Raw genomic sequence first — 15540 nt, 5'->3', positions numbered from 1 at the left:
CGTCAGTCGGTGCTCACGTCGACCCGGTCGTGAATCGGCCCCCTGCTCCGGCCGAGGTGGTCCGGCGTCCGGTCGTTGGCGACCGCGAGCAGTTCCGCGACGATGCTGTACGCTATCCGGTAGGGCGTGTCCCCCCCGAGGTTCAGTCCGATGGGGGTGTAGACGCGTTCGAGGTCGGCCGGCGTGAGTTCTACCCCCTCCTCGGCGAGCGCCTCCCGCATCTCGCGGAAGCGCTTCTCCGGCCCCATCAGCCCGACGTACGCCACGGGCGTCTCGAGCAGTTCCGCGAGCGTCAACCGGTCGTCGACGAAGTTGTGGGTCATGACGACGGCGTAGGTGTCGTCGTCCCACTCCCGGAGCGTGGCCACGTCGCGCGGCGCGGCGGACACCACCTCGTCGGCACGGGGGTACCGGTCGCGGCCCGCCCGCCCGCCGCGGAAGGTGACGACCGTGACCCGGAAGTCGACGAGTGTGGCGAGTTCGACGACAGGCCCGGTGTCGTGGCCGGCCCCGAAGACGACGAGTTCGGGCGGCGCGGTCACCGCGTCGAGGAACACCTCGACGGTCCCCTCCTCCCCCTCGAGGGTGACCGTCTCGCTCGCACCCCGTTCGAGGAGACGGTCGAGCGGGTCGGCCACCGCCTCGCGGAGCCACGCCGGCAGGTCGTCCTCGCCTCCGTCGCCGTCCGCGTCGAACCCCCGCCCGGGCCGGTAGACGGCGCGCGCGCCCAGTGGGAGGTCGCCGCCGACCACGGCCGCGACGCCGACGTCCTCGCCGCGTTCGCGCGCCGCCGCCACCGTCCGGTAGGACTCGGTGAGCGGTTCCAGGAGGACGGTGATGACGCCGTTGCAGCCGACGCCCATCCCCCAGACGTCGTCGTCGCCCGTGAGGTCCCACGTCTCGGTGCGCGGTTCGCCGGCCGCGAGGACGTCCGCCGCGAGTTCGCGGACCTCGTCCTCCAGACAGCCGGCGGTGATGCTCCCCGCGCCGCCGCCGGCCGGGTCGACGAGCATCTTCGCTCCCGGTCGGCGGTAGGCGCTCCCCTCGACGGCGACGACGGTCGCCAGGACCGCCTCGCTCCCCGCGTCGAGGACTGTTCGTATCCGTTCGAAGACGTCCGTTTCCGGAACGCTCCAGTCGTTCGTGGTCATGCTAGTGGTGACGGGGTGTCGGAACCCCCCCGTCGCGGGTCGTACTCGTACCCGATGCGACCGCCGGCCCCGTTCCGGCGCAACTGCCGGCCGACCTCCGCGAGGTCGTCGGGTGTGCCGAACGCGAACAGGCCGTCGACGAAGGGGAGCGCGGTCGCCATCCCCCGGGCCGTCGGTTCGTACGACGGCGAGGAGGCGAGCGGGTTGAGCCACAGGACGGCGGCCGCGCGGCGCGCGAGTCGCGCCAGTTCGCGCTCCAACACCTCGACGCGCCCCATCTCGAGGCCGTCGCTGACGACGAAGACGACCGTCCGGCCGTCGACTGCGTCGGGGTGGCTCTCGCGAAGCGTCGCGAGCGACCCGCCGATGCGGGTGCCGCCGCCCCACTCCACCGCCGCGCGGTCGAGGGCGTCGAGCGCGGCGGTCGCCGTCGGCTCATCGAACGCCGCCGACACCTCGCGGGCGTCCTCGTCGAAGAAGACGACCCGCGAGTCGCGCCACTCGGCGCGCGCGCGCCGGAGCACCCCGAGCAGGAACGACCGGTCGACGGTGTCGAGTACCGACCGGCTGACGTCGACCAGCCACAGCGCCCGCACCTCGCTCGGCGGGCGCTCCCGCCGCGGCAGCGAGACGACGGTCCCCCCGGTGGCGAAACTCGACCGCAGCGCGCGCCGGACGTGCGCCCGGTCGTCCCCGCCCGGCCGCCACCGGCGCCCGCGAAGGGTGGCGACGCCCTCGGCTACCTCGTCGACGGCGGCCGCGAGTGCCCGCCCCTCGTCGACGGCCCCCTCTACGGAGGTCCGACTCCCCGTCGGACTGTACCAGGCGGCCTCCGTCGCCTCCCGGTCCGCTTCGTCGCCGGACCGGGAGACGACCGCACCGAGGGTCCCGGTCGTCTCCCACGCACGGTCGTCGCTCTCGTCGTCGCCCGCGTCGGGCGCGTCCCGCGTGTCGAGCGCCACCTCCTCCCCCTCGGCGGGGTCGCCCCCGAGCGGCGCCAGGGCACCCTTCGGTCCCTCGCGCCGGGGTGCCGGACCGCCCGGCGCGAGACCGGCGGTGAGTCGCCGCCAGAACTCCGGGAACTGCCGGTCGAACGTCGGGACGTCGTCGGGGTCGGAGACGAGACACGCCCGGAGCGCGGCCCGCGCCGTCGCCTCGTCGTCGAACCCCACCTCGACGAGCGCGCGGGCGGCGGTCGTCCCGCGGTTGGCCGGCACCGGCACCCCCGCCCGCCGGAGCGACCGGAGGAACCGGACCAGTTCCTCCCGGACGTGGTCGCGCGCCGCGGCGAAGTCGGGGACGTCGCTCATTCCGCCTCCGCCCCGGCCGCGTTCGCCTCCTCGACCAGGGCCGCGAGCAGGTCGTCGTCCACGCGTTCGATGTCCTCGACCTCTTTCAGGAGACAGCCGAGCGTGTTGCGCACCTCCGCGGGCGACAGCGGGTCGGTGCCGTCGTCGCGGCGCAGTTCGGCGACGGCGCGCGCCCAGTCGATGGTCTCCGCCGCCCCCGGCGGCTTGCGGAGCGGTTCCTCGCGGAGGCGGCCCGCCATCCGGCAGAGTTCGGCGGCGACGGCCCCGTCGAGTTCGGGGACCCGCCGGGCGAGGATTGCCCGCTCCTTCTCGACGGAGGGCGGCGAGAGGTGCAGGTAGAGACACCGGCGCTTGAGCGCGTCCGAGAGCGCCCGCGTCCGGTTCGACGTGATGACGACGACGGGCGGCGTCGCCGCTCGGACGGTGCCCAGTTCGGGGACCGTCACCTGGAAGTCGCTCAGCACCTCCAGCAGGAGCGCCTCGAACTCCTCGTCGGCGCGGTCGACCTCGTCGATGAGGAGGACGCGCGGGCCGTCGTCGCCACGGAGCGCCCGCAACAGCGGCCGTTCGAGCAGGTAGGGCTCCGCGAAGACGGAGGCGTCGTCGTCGCCGGCCTGCACCGCGAGCAACTGTTTCGTGTAGTTCCACTCGTAGAGGGCGTTCTCCGCGGTCAGCCCCTCGTAGCACTGGAGGCGGACGAGGTCGGTGTCGAACCCCGCCGCGAGCACCTTCGCGAGTTCGGTCTTGCCGGCGCCGGGCGCACCCTCGACCAGCAGCGGCTTGCCGAGGCGGAGCGCGAGGAGGACGGTCGTCACGATGTCGTCCGCCGCCACGTAGTCCTGCTCGTCGAAGAGCGCCCGGAGGTCGTCGTCGGTCACGTCCGCGAACGCCGTCGTCCGTCGGTCTGTCATGTCTGAATCGGTCTCGTGGTCGTCTGGCTGTCCGTTCGGTGCCCCCGACGGTGACCCCCGGCCCGCGGCGATGCCCACGGGTGCGGGCCGGGGTGTGCCACGTCAGTCGGCCGCGGCGGGCGCGGCGGCGCGGTCGGCCACCTCGCGCAGCGCCCGCTTCGCGTACACCTCCAGGAGTCGAGCGCGGAACTCGGCCGACGCCTGCAGGTCCGACAGCATCATGTCGGTGTCCAGGTCGTCGGTCGCGTGGCCGGCGGCGGCGTCGACGGTGTCGGCGTCCAGCGGTTCGCCGACGAGCGCCTCCTCGACGCCCCCGAGGCGGACGCCGTGGTCCATCGCACCGCTCGCGCCCACCCGGGCCGACGAAACCGTGTCGCCGTCCGTCTCGACGAGCGCCGCGACGCCGACCATCGCGTAGCCCGACGACGGCGACGCCTTCTTCGCGTACGCGCCGAGCGCGTCGGCGGCCGACGGCACCTCGAGACGCGTCAGCAGCTCGTCGGGCGCGAGGTCGGTCGCGTACATCCCGAAGAAGAACTCGTCGACCGGTATCTCGCGCTCGCCCTCGGGCCCCTCCGCGACGAGCGTCACGTCGGAGGCGAGCGTCGCCCCCGGCAGGTCGGAGGCGGGGTCGGCGTGCGCGAGGTTCCCGCCGACGGTCCCCCGGTTTCGCACCTGCCGGTCGCCGACCTGTTCGACGGTGGCGGTCAGCGCCGGCGCGTGCTCGTGGGCCGCGTCGGCGGCGAGGAAGTCGCTGTAACTCGTCATCGCGCCGACGACGAGCGTGTCGCCCTCGACGCGCACGCCGTGCAGGTCCTCGATACCCCCGACGTCGACGAGCACGTCCGGGCTGGACAGCCCGCTCTTCATCGCCGGCAGCAGGCTGTGGCCGCCGGCGAGCAGTTCCGTCTCGGCCGCCGAGTGCTCCTCGAGCAGGTCGAGGGCCTCCGCGACGCTCGTCGCCTCGTAGTAGTCGAACTCGTCGGGGAACATCACTCCGCACCTCCCTGGGTCGCGTCGTCGTCCGGGGGAGCGACCTCGCCGCCGTCGGCGGCCGCACCCTCCTCGACCGCCCGCCAGACGCGCTCGGCGGTCATCGGCATCTCGACGCCGTCGACGCCGAACGGGTCGAGCGCGTCCGCGACGGCGTTGACGACGGCCTGGGGGGCGGCGATGGTGCCGGCCTCGCCGACGCCCTTCACCCCGAGGGGGTTGACGGGGCTCGGCGTCACCGTCGAGTCCGTCTCCATCTCGGGGACGTGTTCGGCCTTCGGGACCGCGTAGTCCTGCATCGACCCCGTGAGGAGCGTCCCGTTGTCGTCGTACTCCGCCCCCTCGTAGAGGGCCTGGCCGACGCCCTGCGCGACGCCGCCGTGGATTTGCCCCTCGACGATCTTCGGGTTTATCTGGTTGCCCACGTCGTCGACGGCGACGTAGCGCTCGAACTCGACCTCGCCCGACTCGGGGTCGACCTCCACGACCGCGACGTGCGTCCCGAACGGGAAGACGAAGTTGTCGGGGTCGTAGAACGAGGTCGCCTCCAGCCCCGGTTCCAGCCCGTCGGGGAGGTCGTGGGCGAGGTACGCCTGCTGGGCGACCGCCTGGATGCCGACCGAGCGGTCGGGCGCGCCGGCGACGTGGAACTCGCCGGCCTCGAACTCGACGTCGTCGGGGTCGGCCTCGAGCTGGTGGGCGGCAATCTCCGTCGCCTTGTCGACGACCTTGCGCGCGCTCATGACGAGCGAACTGCCGCCGACGGCCGCCGAGCGCGAGCCGTACGTCCCCATCCCCTGGGGAATCTCGTCGGTGTCGCCCTCGACGACCTCCACGTCGTCGTAGTCGATACCGAGTTCGTTGGCGACGATCTGTGCGTAGGTCGTCTCGTGACCCTGCCCGTGGCCGGAGGTGCCACAGAAGGCCGTCACCGTCCCCGAGGGGTGGAACCGCACCAGACTGGATTCCCAGAGGCCCGCCTGTGCGCCGAGTTGCCCCGCTAGCTCGGAGGGCGCGAGCCCACAGGCCTCGATGTAACAGGAGAGGCCGATGCCGAGGTAGCGTCCCTCCTCGCGGGCCTCCCGCTGGCGCTCGCGGAAGTCCTCGTAGTCGACGAGGTCGAGCGCCCTGTCGAACGGCTTCTCGTAGTCGCCGCTGTCGTAGACGACCGCGACCTGCGTCTCGTAGGGGAACTTCTCGGTGGGGACGAAGTTGTGCCGGCGGAACTCGGCGGGGTCCATCCCCACCTCCTTCGCGCCGAGGTCCATGAGGCGCTCGACGAGGAAGGAGGCCTCCGGCCGCCCCGCCCCGCGGTAGGCGTCGACCGGCGGGACGTTCGTGAACGCGCCGGTGACGTGGGCGTGGATGGCCGGGATATCGTACTGGCCCGACAGGAGCGTCCCGTAGAGGTACGTCGGGACGGCGGGCGCGAACGTCGAGAGGTACGCCCCGAGGTTCGCCTTCGTGTCGACGCGGAGCCCGAGGACGGTGCCGTCCTCGTCCATCGCGAGTTCGGCTTCCGTCTCGTGACCGCGGCCGGGCGCGTCCGTGAGGTACGTCTCCGAGCGCGTCGCCGTCCACTTGACGGGGCGTTCGAGGAGCTTCGAACACCAGGCGACGAGCGCCTCGTCGCCGTAGTGGTGTATCTTGCTCCCGAAGCCGCCGCCCACCTCCGGCGCCTTCACCCGGAGTTTGTGTTCCGGGTGGCCGATGACCCCCGACATGAGCAGCCGGTGGAGGTGGGGGTTCTGCGAGGTCATGAACACGTCCAGTTCGTCGGTGCCGGGGTCGTAGGTCGCCACGGCGGCCCGCGGCTCCATCGCGTTGGGGATGACGAGCTGGTTCACCAGGTCGATGCTGGCGGTGTGGGCGGCGTCCTCGAACGCCGCGGCGGTCTTCTCCTCGTCGCCGATCTCCCAGTCGAAGGCGACGTTCCCCGTCGCGTCCTCGTGGAGTTGCGGGGCGTCGTCGTCGAGCGCGTCGCCCGGGTCGGTGACCGCGTCGAGGCGGTCGTAGTCGACGGCTATCTCCCGGACGGCGTCGCGCGCCTGGTGGCGCGTCTCCGCGACGACGACGGCGACGGCGTCGCCCTGGTAGCGGGCGTGCCCGTCGACGAGGATGGGGTGCGAGACGGCGTTGAGGCTCGGCAGGAGCCAGCCGACCGGCAGGTCGAACGAACCGCCTCCGGGGGTGTCCTCGCGCCACAGGTCGTCGTTGGTGTAGACGCCGACGACGCCCGACATCTCCTCGGCTGCGCTCGTGTCGACGCCCTCGATGCGGGCGTTCCCGTACTGGCTCCGCACGACGGCCATGTGCGCCGTGTTCGCCAGCTGGATGTCGTCGGTGTACTCGGCCGTCCCCGTGACGAGCGCGGGGTCCTCGCGGCGTTCGATGGCCGACCCGAGGATGTCGGCGGCGCTCACCTCGGAGGGGTCGAGCGAGTCGATGCTCATTCGCCCGCACCCCCCTCGTCCGTCGCGTCGCCGTCGGCGGACGGGTAGCGGCGACGGAGTTCGCCGCCGTCGGCGACGGCGCCGCTCCCCATCGACTCGGCGGCGTTCTCGACGGCGTTGACGATGTTCTGGTAGCCCGTACACCGACAGAGGTTCCCCTCGAGACCCTCGCGTATCTCCTCGCGGGTGGGGTCCGGGTTCTCGCCGAGCAGGTCGGTCGCGGTCATCATCATCCCGGGGGTGCAGTAGCCGCACTGCAGGCCGTGTTCCTCCTGGAACCCCGTCTGAATGGGGTGGAACTCGCCGGCCGTCGCGAGCCCCTCGACCGTCTCTATCTCCGCGCCGTCGGCCTGGACGGCCAGCGCCGTACAGGACTTCATCGCGTCGCCGTCGAGCCGGACGGTGCAGGCGCCACAGAGGCTGCTCTCGCAGCCGACGTTCGTCCCGGTGTAGCCGAGTTCGTCGCGGAGCGCGTGGACGAGGAGCGTTCGCGCCTCGACCGTGAGGTCGTGTGCTGTACCGTTGACCGTCAGCGTGATGTCGTGTTCCGTCATTTCGAATCAGTCGATTGCGACCGCCCGAGGAGTCTGTCGACGAGGCCCGCCTCGTCGTCCTCGTCCGCCTGTGCCTGCGCCTCCTCCACGTCGGCGAGCGTGAGTTCGTGGAGGCGCGACTGCACCGAGGAGAAGAACCGTTTGACGATGCGGTTCGCCACCGGGTTGATGACGCGCTGGCCCATGCCGGCCACGCGGCCGAACACGTCCGCCTCCGTCTCCCAGTCGACTTCGACGCCGTCGTCGCTCTCGCCGAGGGTCATCCCGGAGGCCATCTCGAAGGAACTGTCGCCGGAACTCCCCTCGCCCGAAGCGTGCATCCGCGGTTGCTCGCGCTCGTCGATGGTCACCACCGTCTCGAACGTCGGGTTCACCGGCCCGACGCTTATCTGGATGAGGGCGGCGTAGTGCTCCCCCTCGCGGAACGCCCGCCGGGCGATGACCTCCGGGTCGCCCGTCAGTTCGGCGTCCCGGTCGGCCGCCCGCTCGGCGAGTTCGTCGAAGTCCGGGTCCTCGTCGTCGACGTGGAGCAGGAACTCGCACCCCGGCAACGCGTCGGCTATCAGAACCGGGTCCGAGAGCGCGAGCCACACCTCGTCGACGGTCGTCTCCTCCAGTTCGAACGTCCCGCTGAATTCCATGTCGGGTGAACACCTCGTGGCGGCGCGTGTCAGGCACCTCCATGGGATGGACCCACTATGTTAGTAAAATACTTTGCATTTCTAGAAAATTGAGCAATTGTGAAACCTTCTATGGTTCACTCCAGTCGGGGTAGTAACCAGTCCGAGAGCGAGGAGGCCAAGAGCTATGTCGGCGCTGGGGCGTGTGTGGACCATGTCCCGAGCGGGTCTCGGCCCTCGACGCGCGGCGACAGCGACGTTGCTCGACCACCGCGAGGCGCGCTACGGGTCGGTGGGGCGCGAGACGGGCGCGCCGACGGCCGACCCGCTCGCCCCCGGAGCGTCCGTCCCGGTCGTCCCGCACGGGGTGGTCGAGTGAGCGACGACGGCCCGCGCGTCGTCACCGCCGAGGAGGTGGGCGCCATCGAGGAGAAGCCGCGCCCGTCGGTCGTCGGGGTGGTGCTCGCCGCGGGGACGAGTTCGCGCTTCGGCGCGGCCAACAAACTCCTCGCGGACCTCGACGGCGACGCGCTGGTCCGACACGCCGCCCGGACGCTGCTCGACGCACACCTCGACCGGATAGTCGTCGTCCTCGGCCACGAGGCGGTGGCAGTCGGAGAGGCGTTGGCCGACCTCGCGGTGACGTTCGTCGAGAACCCCGACTACGCGGCGGGCCAGTCGACGTCGGTCGGGGTGGGCGTCCGCGCGGCGGTCGAGGCGGACGCCGACGCCGCCGTCTTCCTCCCCGGCGACATGCCGTTCGTGGGGAGCGAGACCGTCGACCTGCTCGTCGACGCCCACCGCGCCGGGGTCGGGAGCGCGCTCGCGGCCGCCCACGACGGCCGGCGCGGTAACCCCGTGCTGTTCGACCGCCGGCACTTCGACGCGCTCACCCGGGTCGACGGCGACGTCGGCGGGCGCCGCGTACTGCTCGGGAGCGACGACGCGGCGCTGCTCGCGGTCGACGACCCGGGCGTGCGGCGGGACGTCGACACGCCCGAGGACCTCTCGGGGGGCCGTGGCGACCACCACCGGGACCGGGACTCGTAGCCGACGCGTGGGTCACTCCCCCCGGCGCGCTTCGAGGGCACGCCGGAGCGCTCGGACCTCCTCGCGGACGGCCCGCCACTCCGCCGTCGTGCCCGGGAGGCCACCGTCGGGGACGTCCCCCTCCCCGACCCGTCCGATGCGCCGGCTCACGAGCGACTGGACGGTACTCGGGTCGTCGACGTCGCGGAAGCTCAGTTCCTCGCCGGTGCTCCCCGCGGTGTCGAACGTCAGCGTCCCGTAGCCGAAGAGGGTCCCCGTGACCCCCTGCGCGTAGGTGGCGTTCTGGACCGTCTCGTAGCCGACCGAGAGCACCGACCGGGAGAGGACGCCGCGCTTGCGGTAGAGCCCCCGGTCGGTGACGACGTAGTCGGTGTTCCGTACCACGAGGTACGCCGCGAGCGGTATCGACAGCCCCCCGACCAGCACGCAGAGCGCGAGCAGCGTGACCGCCGGGTGGCTCGGGACCGGCCCGACACCGAGGAGGGCGGCGACCCCGAGCGCGAGCAGGACGACGCCGACGGCGACGCCCGGGAGGACCGTCTGGATTCGCGGGCCGCCCCGCCAGAGGACGGTCTCCCGCTCGTCGAGGGCCAGCCAGTCGGGCGTCGCCGTCGGCGACTCACTCGCGGTCCGTGCGCTCATCGCGGTCCTCCGTGGTCCGGGACCGGGTCCGCGTGGACTCGAACTCGTTCTCGGGGAGTCGCCGGCCGGTCCGCGTCCGCCGGGGCTCGTCGGCGCGGTCCCCGTCGGTCGACGACCCGTCCGTCCCTGAATCGTCGGTCGCGTCGAGGGCCGCGTCGCCGTGCCCGTCGGTGGCGTCCGGCTCGTCACCGGGGACGAGGCCCTCGTTCTCGCGCTCACCCTCGCCCTCGACGAGCGTCCGGATGGCGCGGAGTTCGTCGAGGATGTCGCCGAGGACGTCCTCGGGGCGTTCGTCGTCGGCCTCCTCGCTCCGGCCGCCCGGGCGGGCGCGCCGAATCTGGCGGTTGATGCGCTCCTGGACGGACTTCGGGTCGGGGACCGACTGGAAACGCATCTCGACGCCGGCGCCGCCCGCGGTCGAGATGTCGACGTTGCCGTAGCCGACGTACGTCCCGAGCGGCCCCTGCGTGAAGGAGGTGTTCTGGACCTTCTCGAACCCGATCTTCCGGACGTCGCGCGAGAGGATTCCCTGTTTCCGGTAGAGTCCCTCGCTCGTCAGGAGGTAGACGGTGTTCTCGCGGTTCAGGTACGCCCCGACGACGATGGGGATGCCGACCAGGACCAGGGAGAGGGGGATGCCGACGACGAGGGCGGGGACGATGCTGTAGACGTGGGGCTTGCCCGACCAGAGGACCTCCTCGCCCTCGTCGAGGGTGAGCCAGTCGAACGACCCGGCGTCCGCGGCGTCGGCCGCGCCGGAGGGTGCGTCACGTTCCATGCGTGGGTGTTTCGCCCCCGGGTAGATATATCCACGAACCGACTCGGCCGGCCGAGTCGGCCCGTCCCTCGCCCCCCGCCTCAGCCCTCCCGGTCGTCGACCGGGAGGGGAAGGGGTGGGTCGTGTCCGCTCCACACCACGCGGCGACCGACCGGTGGCGTCCCGGTGGCTACCGGACCGCGTCGACGACGACGCGGACGTCGGTGCGTTCGACGCCCCCGACGGCGAACAGGACGGCGAAGTAGCCGACGGGCGCGGCGGCGAGCGTGACGAGCCAGGGGGGCGAGACGACGGCGAAGGCGGCGTACATCGCGAGGGTGGCGACGACGACGCGTCCCAGCCGGCTCCAGTCGGGGACGACCCGGAGGTGCGACTGGAAGGCGACGCCGAGGACGAGGACGGACGCCCCGAACGTGACGAGCGTCGTCGCCGCCGCGCCGGCGACCCCCAGCGCGGGGATGGCCCACCAGTTGAGCAGGACGTTCGCGAGGACGGTCCCCCCCTGGACGACCAGCGGGACGCGCGAGTCGCCGGCGGCGTAGAACAGGTTGGTGTAGAACTCCCCGAGGCCCATACAGAAGAGGCCGGCCGCGACGAGGACGAGCGCGAGCGCCCCCTCGCGGGCGACCGCCGGCGTGGAGAGCAGGCCGATGAGGTCGCTCCCCACGAGCGCGAACCCGGCGATGGAGGGGAGCCCGAAGGTCGCCGCGTAGCGGACGCCGCTGTTCAGGAAGCGTCGAATCGTCGCGTGGTCGCCCTCGGCCCAGAGCTTCGAGAACTCCGGGAAGAACGACGTCGTCACCGGCAGGAAGTAGAGGCGCATGAGGTAGGCGACGGAGTAGGCGACGGAGTAGACGCCCACGGCGCTCGCGCCGAGGAAGTAGCCGACGAGGACGCGGTCGACCCGGTGGAGGAGCGAACTCGACACCGTGCTCCCCATCGCGCCGAGCGAGAACCGGACGCACTCGTGCAACTGGTCGGTCGACGGCCACGCGAGTCCCCCCTCGACCGCGATGGCGCCGTAGGTGAGCAGCGTCAGGCAGGCGTGGACCGAGAGGGTGGCGAGGAGTACCCCCACGATGGTCCCCTCGACGACGAACACGACGGCGGCGACGGCCCCCACCGAGAGGTAGACGTCGACCGCCTCGATGGCCGAGAAGCGCTTGACGCGTCGGGTGGCGCGGTAGTGACTCCGCCCGAGCGTGAACAGCGTGTGGACGAGGACGTAGCCGCCGCCGAGGACGAACAGCGGGGCGTACGACGCCGACTGGAGCGTGTAGCGCGCGAGCGGGTCGGCGGCGAGCGCGAGCGCCCCGCCGCCGAGCGCCGCGACCCCCCCGCCGAGGAGGGTGACGGCGGTGAACAGCCCCGCCGGGCGGCCCGTCTCGTGGATGTACTTGACGTAGCCGGCGTCGAGGCCGAGCAGGCAGACCAGCGAGAGGACGGTCGCGATGGCGTTGACCTGCACGTAGGCGCCGTAGTCGCCGACGCCGAGCGCGACGGTCAGGAGGGGGATGAGGACGAGCCCCCGCACCTTGAGCGAGAGCTTGAACAGCGTGGTGACGAGGATGTCGCCGGAGACCTTCGAGGCGAGGCTCATCGGTCGGGAAGGGGGGTCGCGGCGGTCGTCGAGGCGGTCGGTGCCGGGAGCGGTCGGGGGGAGGCGACGGCGCGGTCGCTCACGCCTCGCCTCCCGTCCGGGTCGGGTCGGTCGCCGCCATCGGCGCTACAGGTACCCGAGGTCCTCGAGGCGCCGCCGGGCGGAGGCGGTCGGTTCGGCGGGGGCGTCCCCGGCGGGGAGCGACAGGTCGCCGTGGTGCCGGTGGAGCGTCGCCCGCAGTTCCCCGCGGATGGGCGACGCCCTGGCGACGTCCTCCGTCTCGCCGGGGTCGGTCGCGAGGTGGTACAGTGCCTCGCTGCCGTCGGTCCCCTCGACGTACTTCCACTCGGTCGTCCGGAGACAGCGAAGCCCCCGGTCGAAGCGTTCGAGCGCGTCGGGCGTGGCTTCGCCTCCTCCAGGTCCGTCCGCGGCGCGCTCGCGGACGACGTCGATCGACGGCTGCGGGGCGGCGTACTCCGCGACGACGTACTCGCGGGCGGGGACCGTCCCCGTCGCGTCGGGGCGGACGGAGTGCGCCGAGACCGTCTCCTCCGTCGGGGCGTCGAGGCCGCAGGCGTCGAGGAGGGTGGGCAGGAGGTCGCGCACCTCGACGAGCGCGTCCGTCGTCGTGCCGGGGTCGAACGCCGGCGGGTAGCGGACGACGAGGGGGACGTGCAACAGCGTGTCGTAGAGGCAGAACTGGTGGTCCATCATCCCGTGGTCGCCGATGTTCTCGCCGTGGTCGCCCACGACCACGAACAGCGTCTCGTCGAGGGTGCCGCGCTCGCGGAGGAAGGCGGCGAGGCGACCGATGCGGTCGTCGAGGTAGTTGAGCTCCGCGCGGTAGAGCGCCTCCAGCGCGTCGAAGTCGCGCTCGGTCATCGTCACGGCCCCGGTGAGGTACGCCCACGCGTTCTGGTTCACGCGGTCGAGGTCCGCCGCCGAGAGGTGGGCGGGCAGGAACCGCTCCCGGTAGCGCGCCGGCGGGTCGTACTCCAGGTGGGGTTCGAAGTAGTTGAGGAAGGCGAAGAAGGGGCGTTCGGAGTCGCGCAGGTGGCGTTTCATCCTGGCGTTCGTCAGCCACGCCCCCGAGTCGTAGGAGTGGCGGAGGGTGCGCGCGTAGAGGGCGTTCACGAGCGTCCGCGGCAGGTCGCGGTCGACCTCCGAGAGGACGGCTCGCAGGCGCTCGCGCGTCCCGTCGTTGCCCTTCGCGATGGCGGCGAGGTCGGCGCCGCCGGGGAGGAGCTCCCAGCCGACGCGGAACTCGTCGAACCCCGCGTCGAAGCCGAACTCCTCGCTCACCCAGGTGTTGTTCGAGTAGGCGACGGTGTGGTAGCCCGCGCTCCCGAGGCGTTCGGCGAGCGTCGGGACCGACGGGTCGAACCGCCGGGTCCGCGCGTGCGCGCCGTGGTCGGTGGTTCGCTGGCCGGTGAACAGCGAGGCGTGGGAGGGCAGCGTCCACGGCGCGGTGGTGAACGCGTTCTCGTAGGTCACCCCCTCGGCGGCGAGGCGGTGGAGGTTCGGCATCACGTCGGGCCGGCCGAGGACGCTGTCCGCCCGGGCGGTGTCCATGACGACGAGGACGACGTCCGGCCGGTCTCCGGTCATCAGCGACCGCTCCCACGGGTCGGCCGGTCGTCGCGCGCCTCGCCCGTCCCACCCGCGGCTGGCGGCCGTCGGGCGCTCCAGCCGGCGAGGACCGCCCAGCGCTCCCGGCGGGGAACCCCACGGCCGAGCCGTCGGCCGCGGTCGGGAGTCCGGTGCATAGTTGTCGGATACTCCCAACGCGGATTGATAAAACTATCCAGTCAGTCGACGAGAGAGGCCGTCACCGTCGGCGTTCACTGTTCGTCTCGTGACAGTCGAGGTCGAATCACCGTATCAACACGGTGATATGGGGTCTGCCCGTTGCGGGAGACATATCGTGGTGAGACGACAACCGACCGTGGTCGTCCTCGTCGGCGACTGTCTCCGGGCGGCGGACGCGACGGACGCCCTCCTGCCGTTCGCCCACGACCTGGCGGACGTGCGGTTCGAGCGCTGCTACGCCCCGAGCACCTGGACGCTCCCCGCCCACGCCTCGCTGTACGCGGGGAGGACGCCCGCCGAGCACGGCGTCACGCGCCGCGGGGACGCGCTGACGGACGCGACGCTCCCCGAACGCGCCCGCCAGGGGGGCTACACGACCGCGCTGTTCAGCGAGAACCCGACGTTCAGCACCCACTACGGCTTCGACCGCGGTATCGACTACGTCGACGACTTCGTCGACTCGAAGCTCGTCCGGAGCGACTTCGCCATGGAGAACCACGTGCGCGAACCGTCGCTCCGGGACGGGCTTCGACTGCTGCGCGACGTCGCCCGGAGTTCGGCCCCCGCGAAGAACCTCCTGAACGCGCTGTACGGCCCCCTCGCGTACGCCTCCCTCGGCTCGTCCACCGAGTACCCCCACCACGGCGACCGCGTCCTCTCGCACCTCGGGTCGTTCCTCCGCGAGCGAGAGGGGGACGGGAGTCCCTCGCTCTCGCTCGTCAACCTGCTCGACCCGCACAACCCCCACCACGCACCCCCGGACGCGGGGGCGATGCTGACGGGCCTCTCGCTTCCCGACGACGAGCGACGGGCGCTCGGCGCCGCGAACGACAACAAGCGCTACCTGCTGGAGCGCGGGGACGACCTGCCGCGGGCGGCGCGGAGCCACTTCGACTCGTGGGAGGCGGTCCTCGCACGCAGACACGACGTCTACCGGGCGCAGGTGCGCGGGACGGACCGGTTCGTCGAGGCGTGGGCCGCCGCGAACGAGACGGCCGTCGAGGAGGCGCTCGTCGTGGTGACGGGCGACCACGGCCAGCTGTTCGGCGCGGAGGGGATGGTCGGCCACCACACCTCGCTGCACCCCCACGGCGTCCAGGTCCCGCTGCTCGTCTCGTTCCCCGACTCGTGGGCGGCGAGCGAGGCGAGTGTGTCGGAACCGGTCGGCTGGCTCGGCCTCTCGGCGGCGCTGTGCGGCGTCGTGAGCGGCGAGGTGGACTCGGGCGAGGCGTTCGTCGAACGGGTGCGCGAGGCGAGTCGGACCGCGGCGGGCGTTCCAATCCTGGCGGACGGCCCGACGTGGAACGTCTCCGAGTTGCGACCGCGCTTCGACGACGACCTGGTCGACCGCCTCTGCGTCCGGAAGGTGGGCTTCGTCGAGGGCGACCGCCAGGTGGTCTACAGCTCCCCGTGGGAGAGCGAGGCGGTCGAGCGCACCGAGTACCGGCTCGCGGACGGGACGCGCGAGGAAGTCGAGTCCGCCGCGGTGGGGACGCCGTCGGTGCCGTTCGCCGACTGGCTGGTCGAGCGCCAGCGCGACGACGGCGAGGCGGTCGTCTCCGACCGGCTGAAACAGCTGGGCTACCTCTGAGGCCGGCGGGTGGGCCAGTTCGGCCCCCGGTGTGACGGCTCGGCCATCCGGCAGTGACGGCGCGCTCGCGGCGGCTCG

At 72.3% G+C, this 15540-nt stretch carries 15 protein-coding genes; 3 read left to right on the top strand and 12 right to left on the bottom strand.

Translation table 11 applies throughout. The features are described 5' to 3' along the window. Positions 1-2 precede the first annotated feature (2 nt). From P1Y20_RS01150 to P1Y20_RS01120, 7 genes are all read right to left on the bottom strand, one after another. On the bottom strand, positions 3-1151 hold the full coding sequence (locus tag P1Y20_RS01150; protein WP_304446820.1) for an XdhC family protein: 1149 nt from the start codon (positions 1149-1151) through the stop codon (positions 3-5). After that, entirely contained in the window at positions 1148-2461 is a 1314-nt protein-coding gene (locus P1Y20_RS01145; RefSeq protein ID WP_304446819.1) for a VWA domain-containing protein, read from the bottom strand. Before P1Y20_RS01145 ends, P1Y20_RS01150 begins: the two co-directional genes overlap by 4 nt. Next, positions 2458-3372, bottom strand: coding sequence for an AAA family ATPase (locus tag P1Y20_RS01140; RefSeq protein ID WP_304446818.1), 915 nt, complete (start codon positions 3370-3372; stop codon positions 2458-2460). The genes P1Y20_RS01145 and P1Y20_RS01140 overlap by 4 nt, the downstream gene beginning before the upstream one ends. Before the next feature lie 102 nt (positions 3373-3474). After that, positions 3475-4365, bottom strand: coding sequence for an FAD binding domain-containing protein (locus tag P1Y20_RS01135; protein WP_304446817.1), 891 nt, complete (start codon positions 4363-4365; stop codon positions 3475-3477). Further along, a complete protein-coding gene (locus P1Y20_RS01130) occupies positions 4365-6818 on the bottom strand; it encodes a xanthine dehydrogenase family protein molybdopterin-binding subunit (protein WP_304446816.1) in 2454 nt (817 codons plus the stop codon). Before P1Y20_RS01130 ends, P1Y20_RS01135 begins: the two co-directional genes overlap by 1 nt. Further along, a complete protein-coding gene (locus tag P1Y20_RS01125; protein ID WP_304446815.1) occupies positions 6815-7372 on the bottom strand; it encodes a (2Fe-2S)-binding protein in 558 nt (185 codons plus the stop codon). The genes P1Y20_RS01130 and P1Y20_RS01125 overlap by 4 nt, the downstream gene beginning before the upstream one ends. Continuing rightward, positions 7369-8013 (bottom strand): SRPBCC family protein, encoded by a 645-nt coding sequence (locus P1Y20_RS01120; RefSeq protein WP_304446814.1) that lies wholly within the window; start codon positions 8011-8013, stop codon positions 7369-7371. Before P1Y20_RS01120 ends, P1Y20_RS01125 begins: the two co-directional genes overlap by 4 nt. Before the next feature lie 193 nt (positions 8014-8206). Between P1Y20_RS01120 and P1Y20_RS01115 the strand changes: the two genes are divergently transcribed. Both P1Y20_RS01115 and P1Y20_RS01110 read left to right on the top strand, forming a co-directional pair. Continuing rightward, positions 8207-8371 carry a hypothetical protein gene (locus P1Y20_RS01115; protein ID WP_304446813.1) on the top strand — a complete coding sequence of 55 codons (165 nt, stop codon included), beginning with the start codon at positions 8207-8209 and terminating at the stop codon, positions 8369-8371. Beyond that, positions 8368-9042 (top strand): nucleotidyltransferase family protein, encoded by a 675-nt coding sequence (locus P1Y20_RS01110; protein WP_304446812.1) that lies wholly within the window; start codon positions 8368-8370, stop codon positions 9040-9042. Before P1Y20_RS01115 ends, P1Y20_RS01110 begins: the two co-directional genes overlap by 4 nt. Positions 9043-9054: 12 nt before the next feature. On the opposite strand, the gene P1Y20_RS01105 is transcribed toward P1Y20_RS01110, so the two are convergent. The 5 genes from P1Y20_RS01105 to P1Y20_RS01085 all read right to left on the bottom strand — a co-directional run bounded on the left by P1Y20_RS01105 (position 9055) and on the right by P1Y20_RS01085 (position 13828). Further along, the gene (locus P1Y20_RS01105) at positions 9055-9684 is read right to left on the bottom strand and encodes a PH domain-containing protein (RefSeq protein WP_304446811.1); all 630 of its coding nucleotides are present in this window, start codon (positions 9682-9684) and stop codon (positions 9055-9057) included. Continuing rightward, positions 9662-10462 (bottom strand): PH domain-containing protein, encoded by an 801-nt coding sequence (locus tag P1Y20_RS01100; protein WP_304446810.1) that lies wholly within the window; start codon positions 10460-10462, stop codon positions 9662-9664. Before P1Y20_RS01100 ends, P1Y20_RS01105 begins: the two co-directional genes overlap by 23 nt. Positions 10463-10631: 169 nt before the next feature. Further along, positions 10632-12062: an oligosaccharide flippase family protein gene (locus P1Y20_RS01095; RefSeq protein ID WP_304446809.1), complete on the bottom strand. Its 1431-nt coding sequence runs from the start codon at positions 12060-12062 to the stop codon at positions 10632-10634. Between the two features lie 126 nt (positions 12063-12188). Beyond that, a complete protein-coding gene (locus P1Y20_RS01090) occupies positions 12189-13670 on the bottom strand; it encodes a sulfatase family protein (RefSeq protein ID WP_304446808.1) in 1482 nt (493 codons plus the stop codon). Beyond that, complete coding sequence (locus tag P1Y20_RS01085) at positions 13670-13828, bottom strand: hypothetical protein (protein ID WP_304446807.1); 159 nt, start codon at positions 13826-13828, stop codon at positions 13670-13672. Before P1Y20_RS01085 ends, P1Y20_RS01090 begins: the two co-directional genes overlap by 1 nt. 161 nt (positions 13829-13989) lie before the next feature. Here P1Y20_RS01085 and P1Y20_RS01080 point away from each other — a divergent pair, with 161 nt between their 5' ends. Next, positions 13990-15462 (top strand): sulfatase-like hydrolase/transferase, encoded by a 1473-nt coding sequence (locus P1Y20_RS01080; RefSeq protein WP_304446806.1) that lies wholly within the window; start codon positions 13990-13992, stop codon positions 15460-15462. Positions 15463-15540: the final 78 nt, after the last annotated feature.

The organism is Halomarina ordinaria, from assembly GCF_030553305.1.
In the GTDB taxonomy this organism is placed as follows: domain Archaea; phylum Halobacteriota; class Halobacteria; order Halobacteriales; family Haloarculaceae; genus Halomarina; species Halomarina ordinaria.
Note: the sequence above shows the minus strand (reverse complement) of the source record. Positions and strands in the feature narration are given on the sequence as shown.

Bases quoted from the DNA above. Each gene is read 5' to 3' on its own strand.
- P1Y20_RS01120 (WP_304446814.1), bottom strand. From the start codon at position 8,013: ATGGAATTCAGCGGGACGTTCGAACTGGAGGAGACGACCGTCGACGAG.
- P1Y20_RS01085 (WP_304446807.1), bottom strand. From the start codon at position 13,828: ATGCACCGGACTCCCGACCGCGGCCGACGGCTCGGCCGTGGGGTTCCC.
- P1Y20_RS01125 (WP_304446815.1), bottom strand. From the start codon at position 7,372: ATGACGGAACACGACATCACGCTGACGGTCAACGGTACAGCACACGAC.
- P1Y20_RS01100 (WP_304446810.1), bottom strand. From the start codon at position 10,462: ATGGAACGTGACGCACCCTCCGGCGCGGCCGACGCCGCGGACGCCGGG.
- P1Y20_RS01095 (WP_304446809.1), bottom strand. From the start codon at position 12,062: ATGAGCCTCGCCTCGAAGGTCTCCGGCGACATCCTCGTCACCACGCTG.
- P1Y20_RS01130 (WP_304446816.1), bottom strand. From the start codon at position 6,818: ATGAGCATCGACTCGCTCGACCCCTCCGAGGTGAGCGCCGCCGACATC.
- P1Y20_RS01090 (WP_304446808.1), bottom strand. From the start codon at position 13,670: ATGACCGGAGACCGGCCGGACGTCGTCCTCGTCGTCATGGACACCGCC.
- P1Y20_RS01145 (WP_304446819.1), bottom strand. From the start codon at position 2,461: ATGAGCGACGTCCCCGACTTCGCCGCGGCGCGCGACCACGTCCGGGAG.
- P1Y20_RS01135 (WP_304446817.1), bottom strand. From the start codon at position 4,365: ATGTTCCCCGACGAGTTCGACTACTACGAGGCGACGAGCGTCGCGGAG.
- P1Y20_RS01105 (WP_304446811.1), bottom strand. From the start codon at position 9,684: ATGAGCGCACGGACCGCGAGTGAGTCGCCGACGGCGACGCCCGACTGG.
- P1Y20_RS01140 (WP_304446818.1), bottom strand. From the start codon at position 3,372: ATGACAGACCGACGGACGACGGCGTTCGCGGACGTGACCGACGACGAC.
- P1Y20_RS01115 (WP_304446813.1), top strand. From the start codon at position 8,207: ATGTCCCGAGCGGGTCTCGGCCCTCGACGCGCGGCGACAGCGACGTTG.
- P1Y20_RS01150 (WP_304446820.1), bottom strand. From the start codon at position 1,151: ATGACCACGAACGACTGGAGCGTTCCGGAAACGGACGTCTTCGAACGG.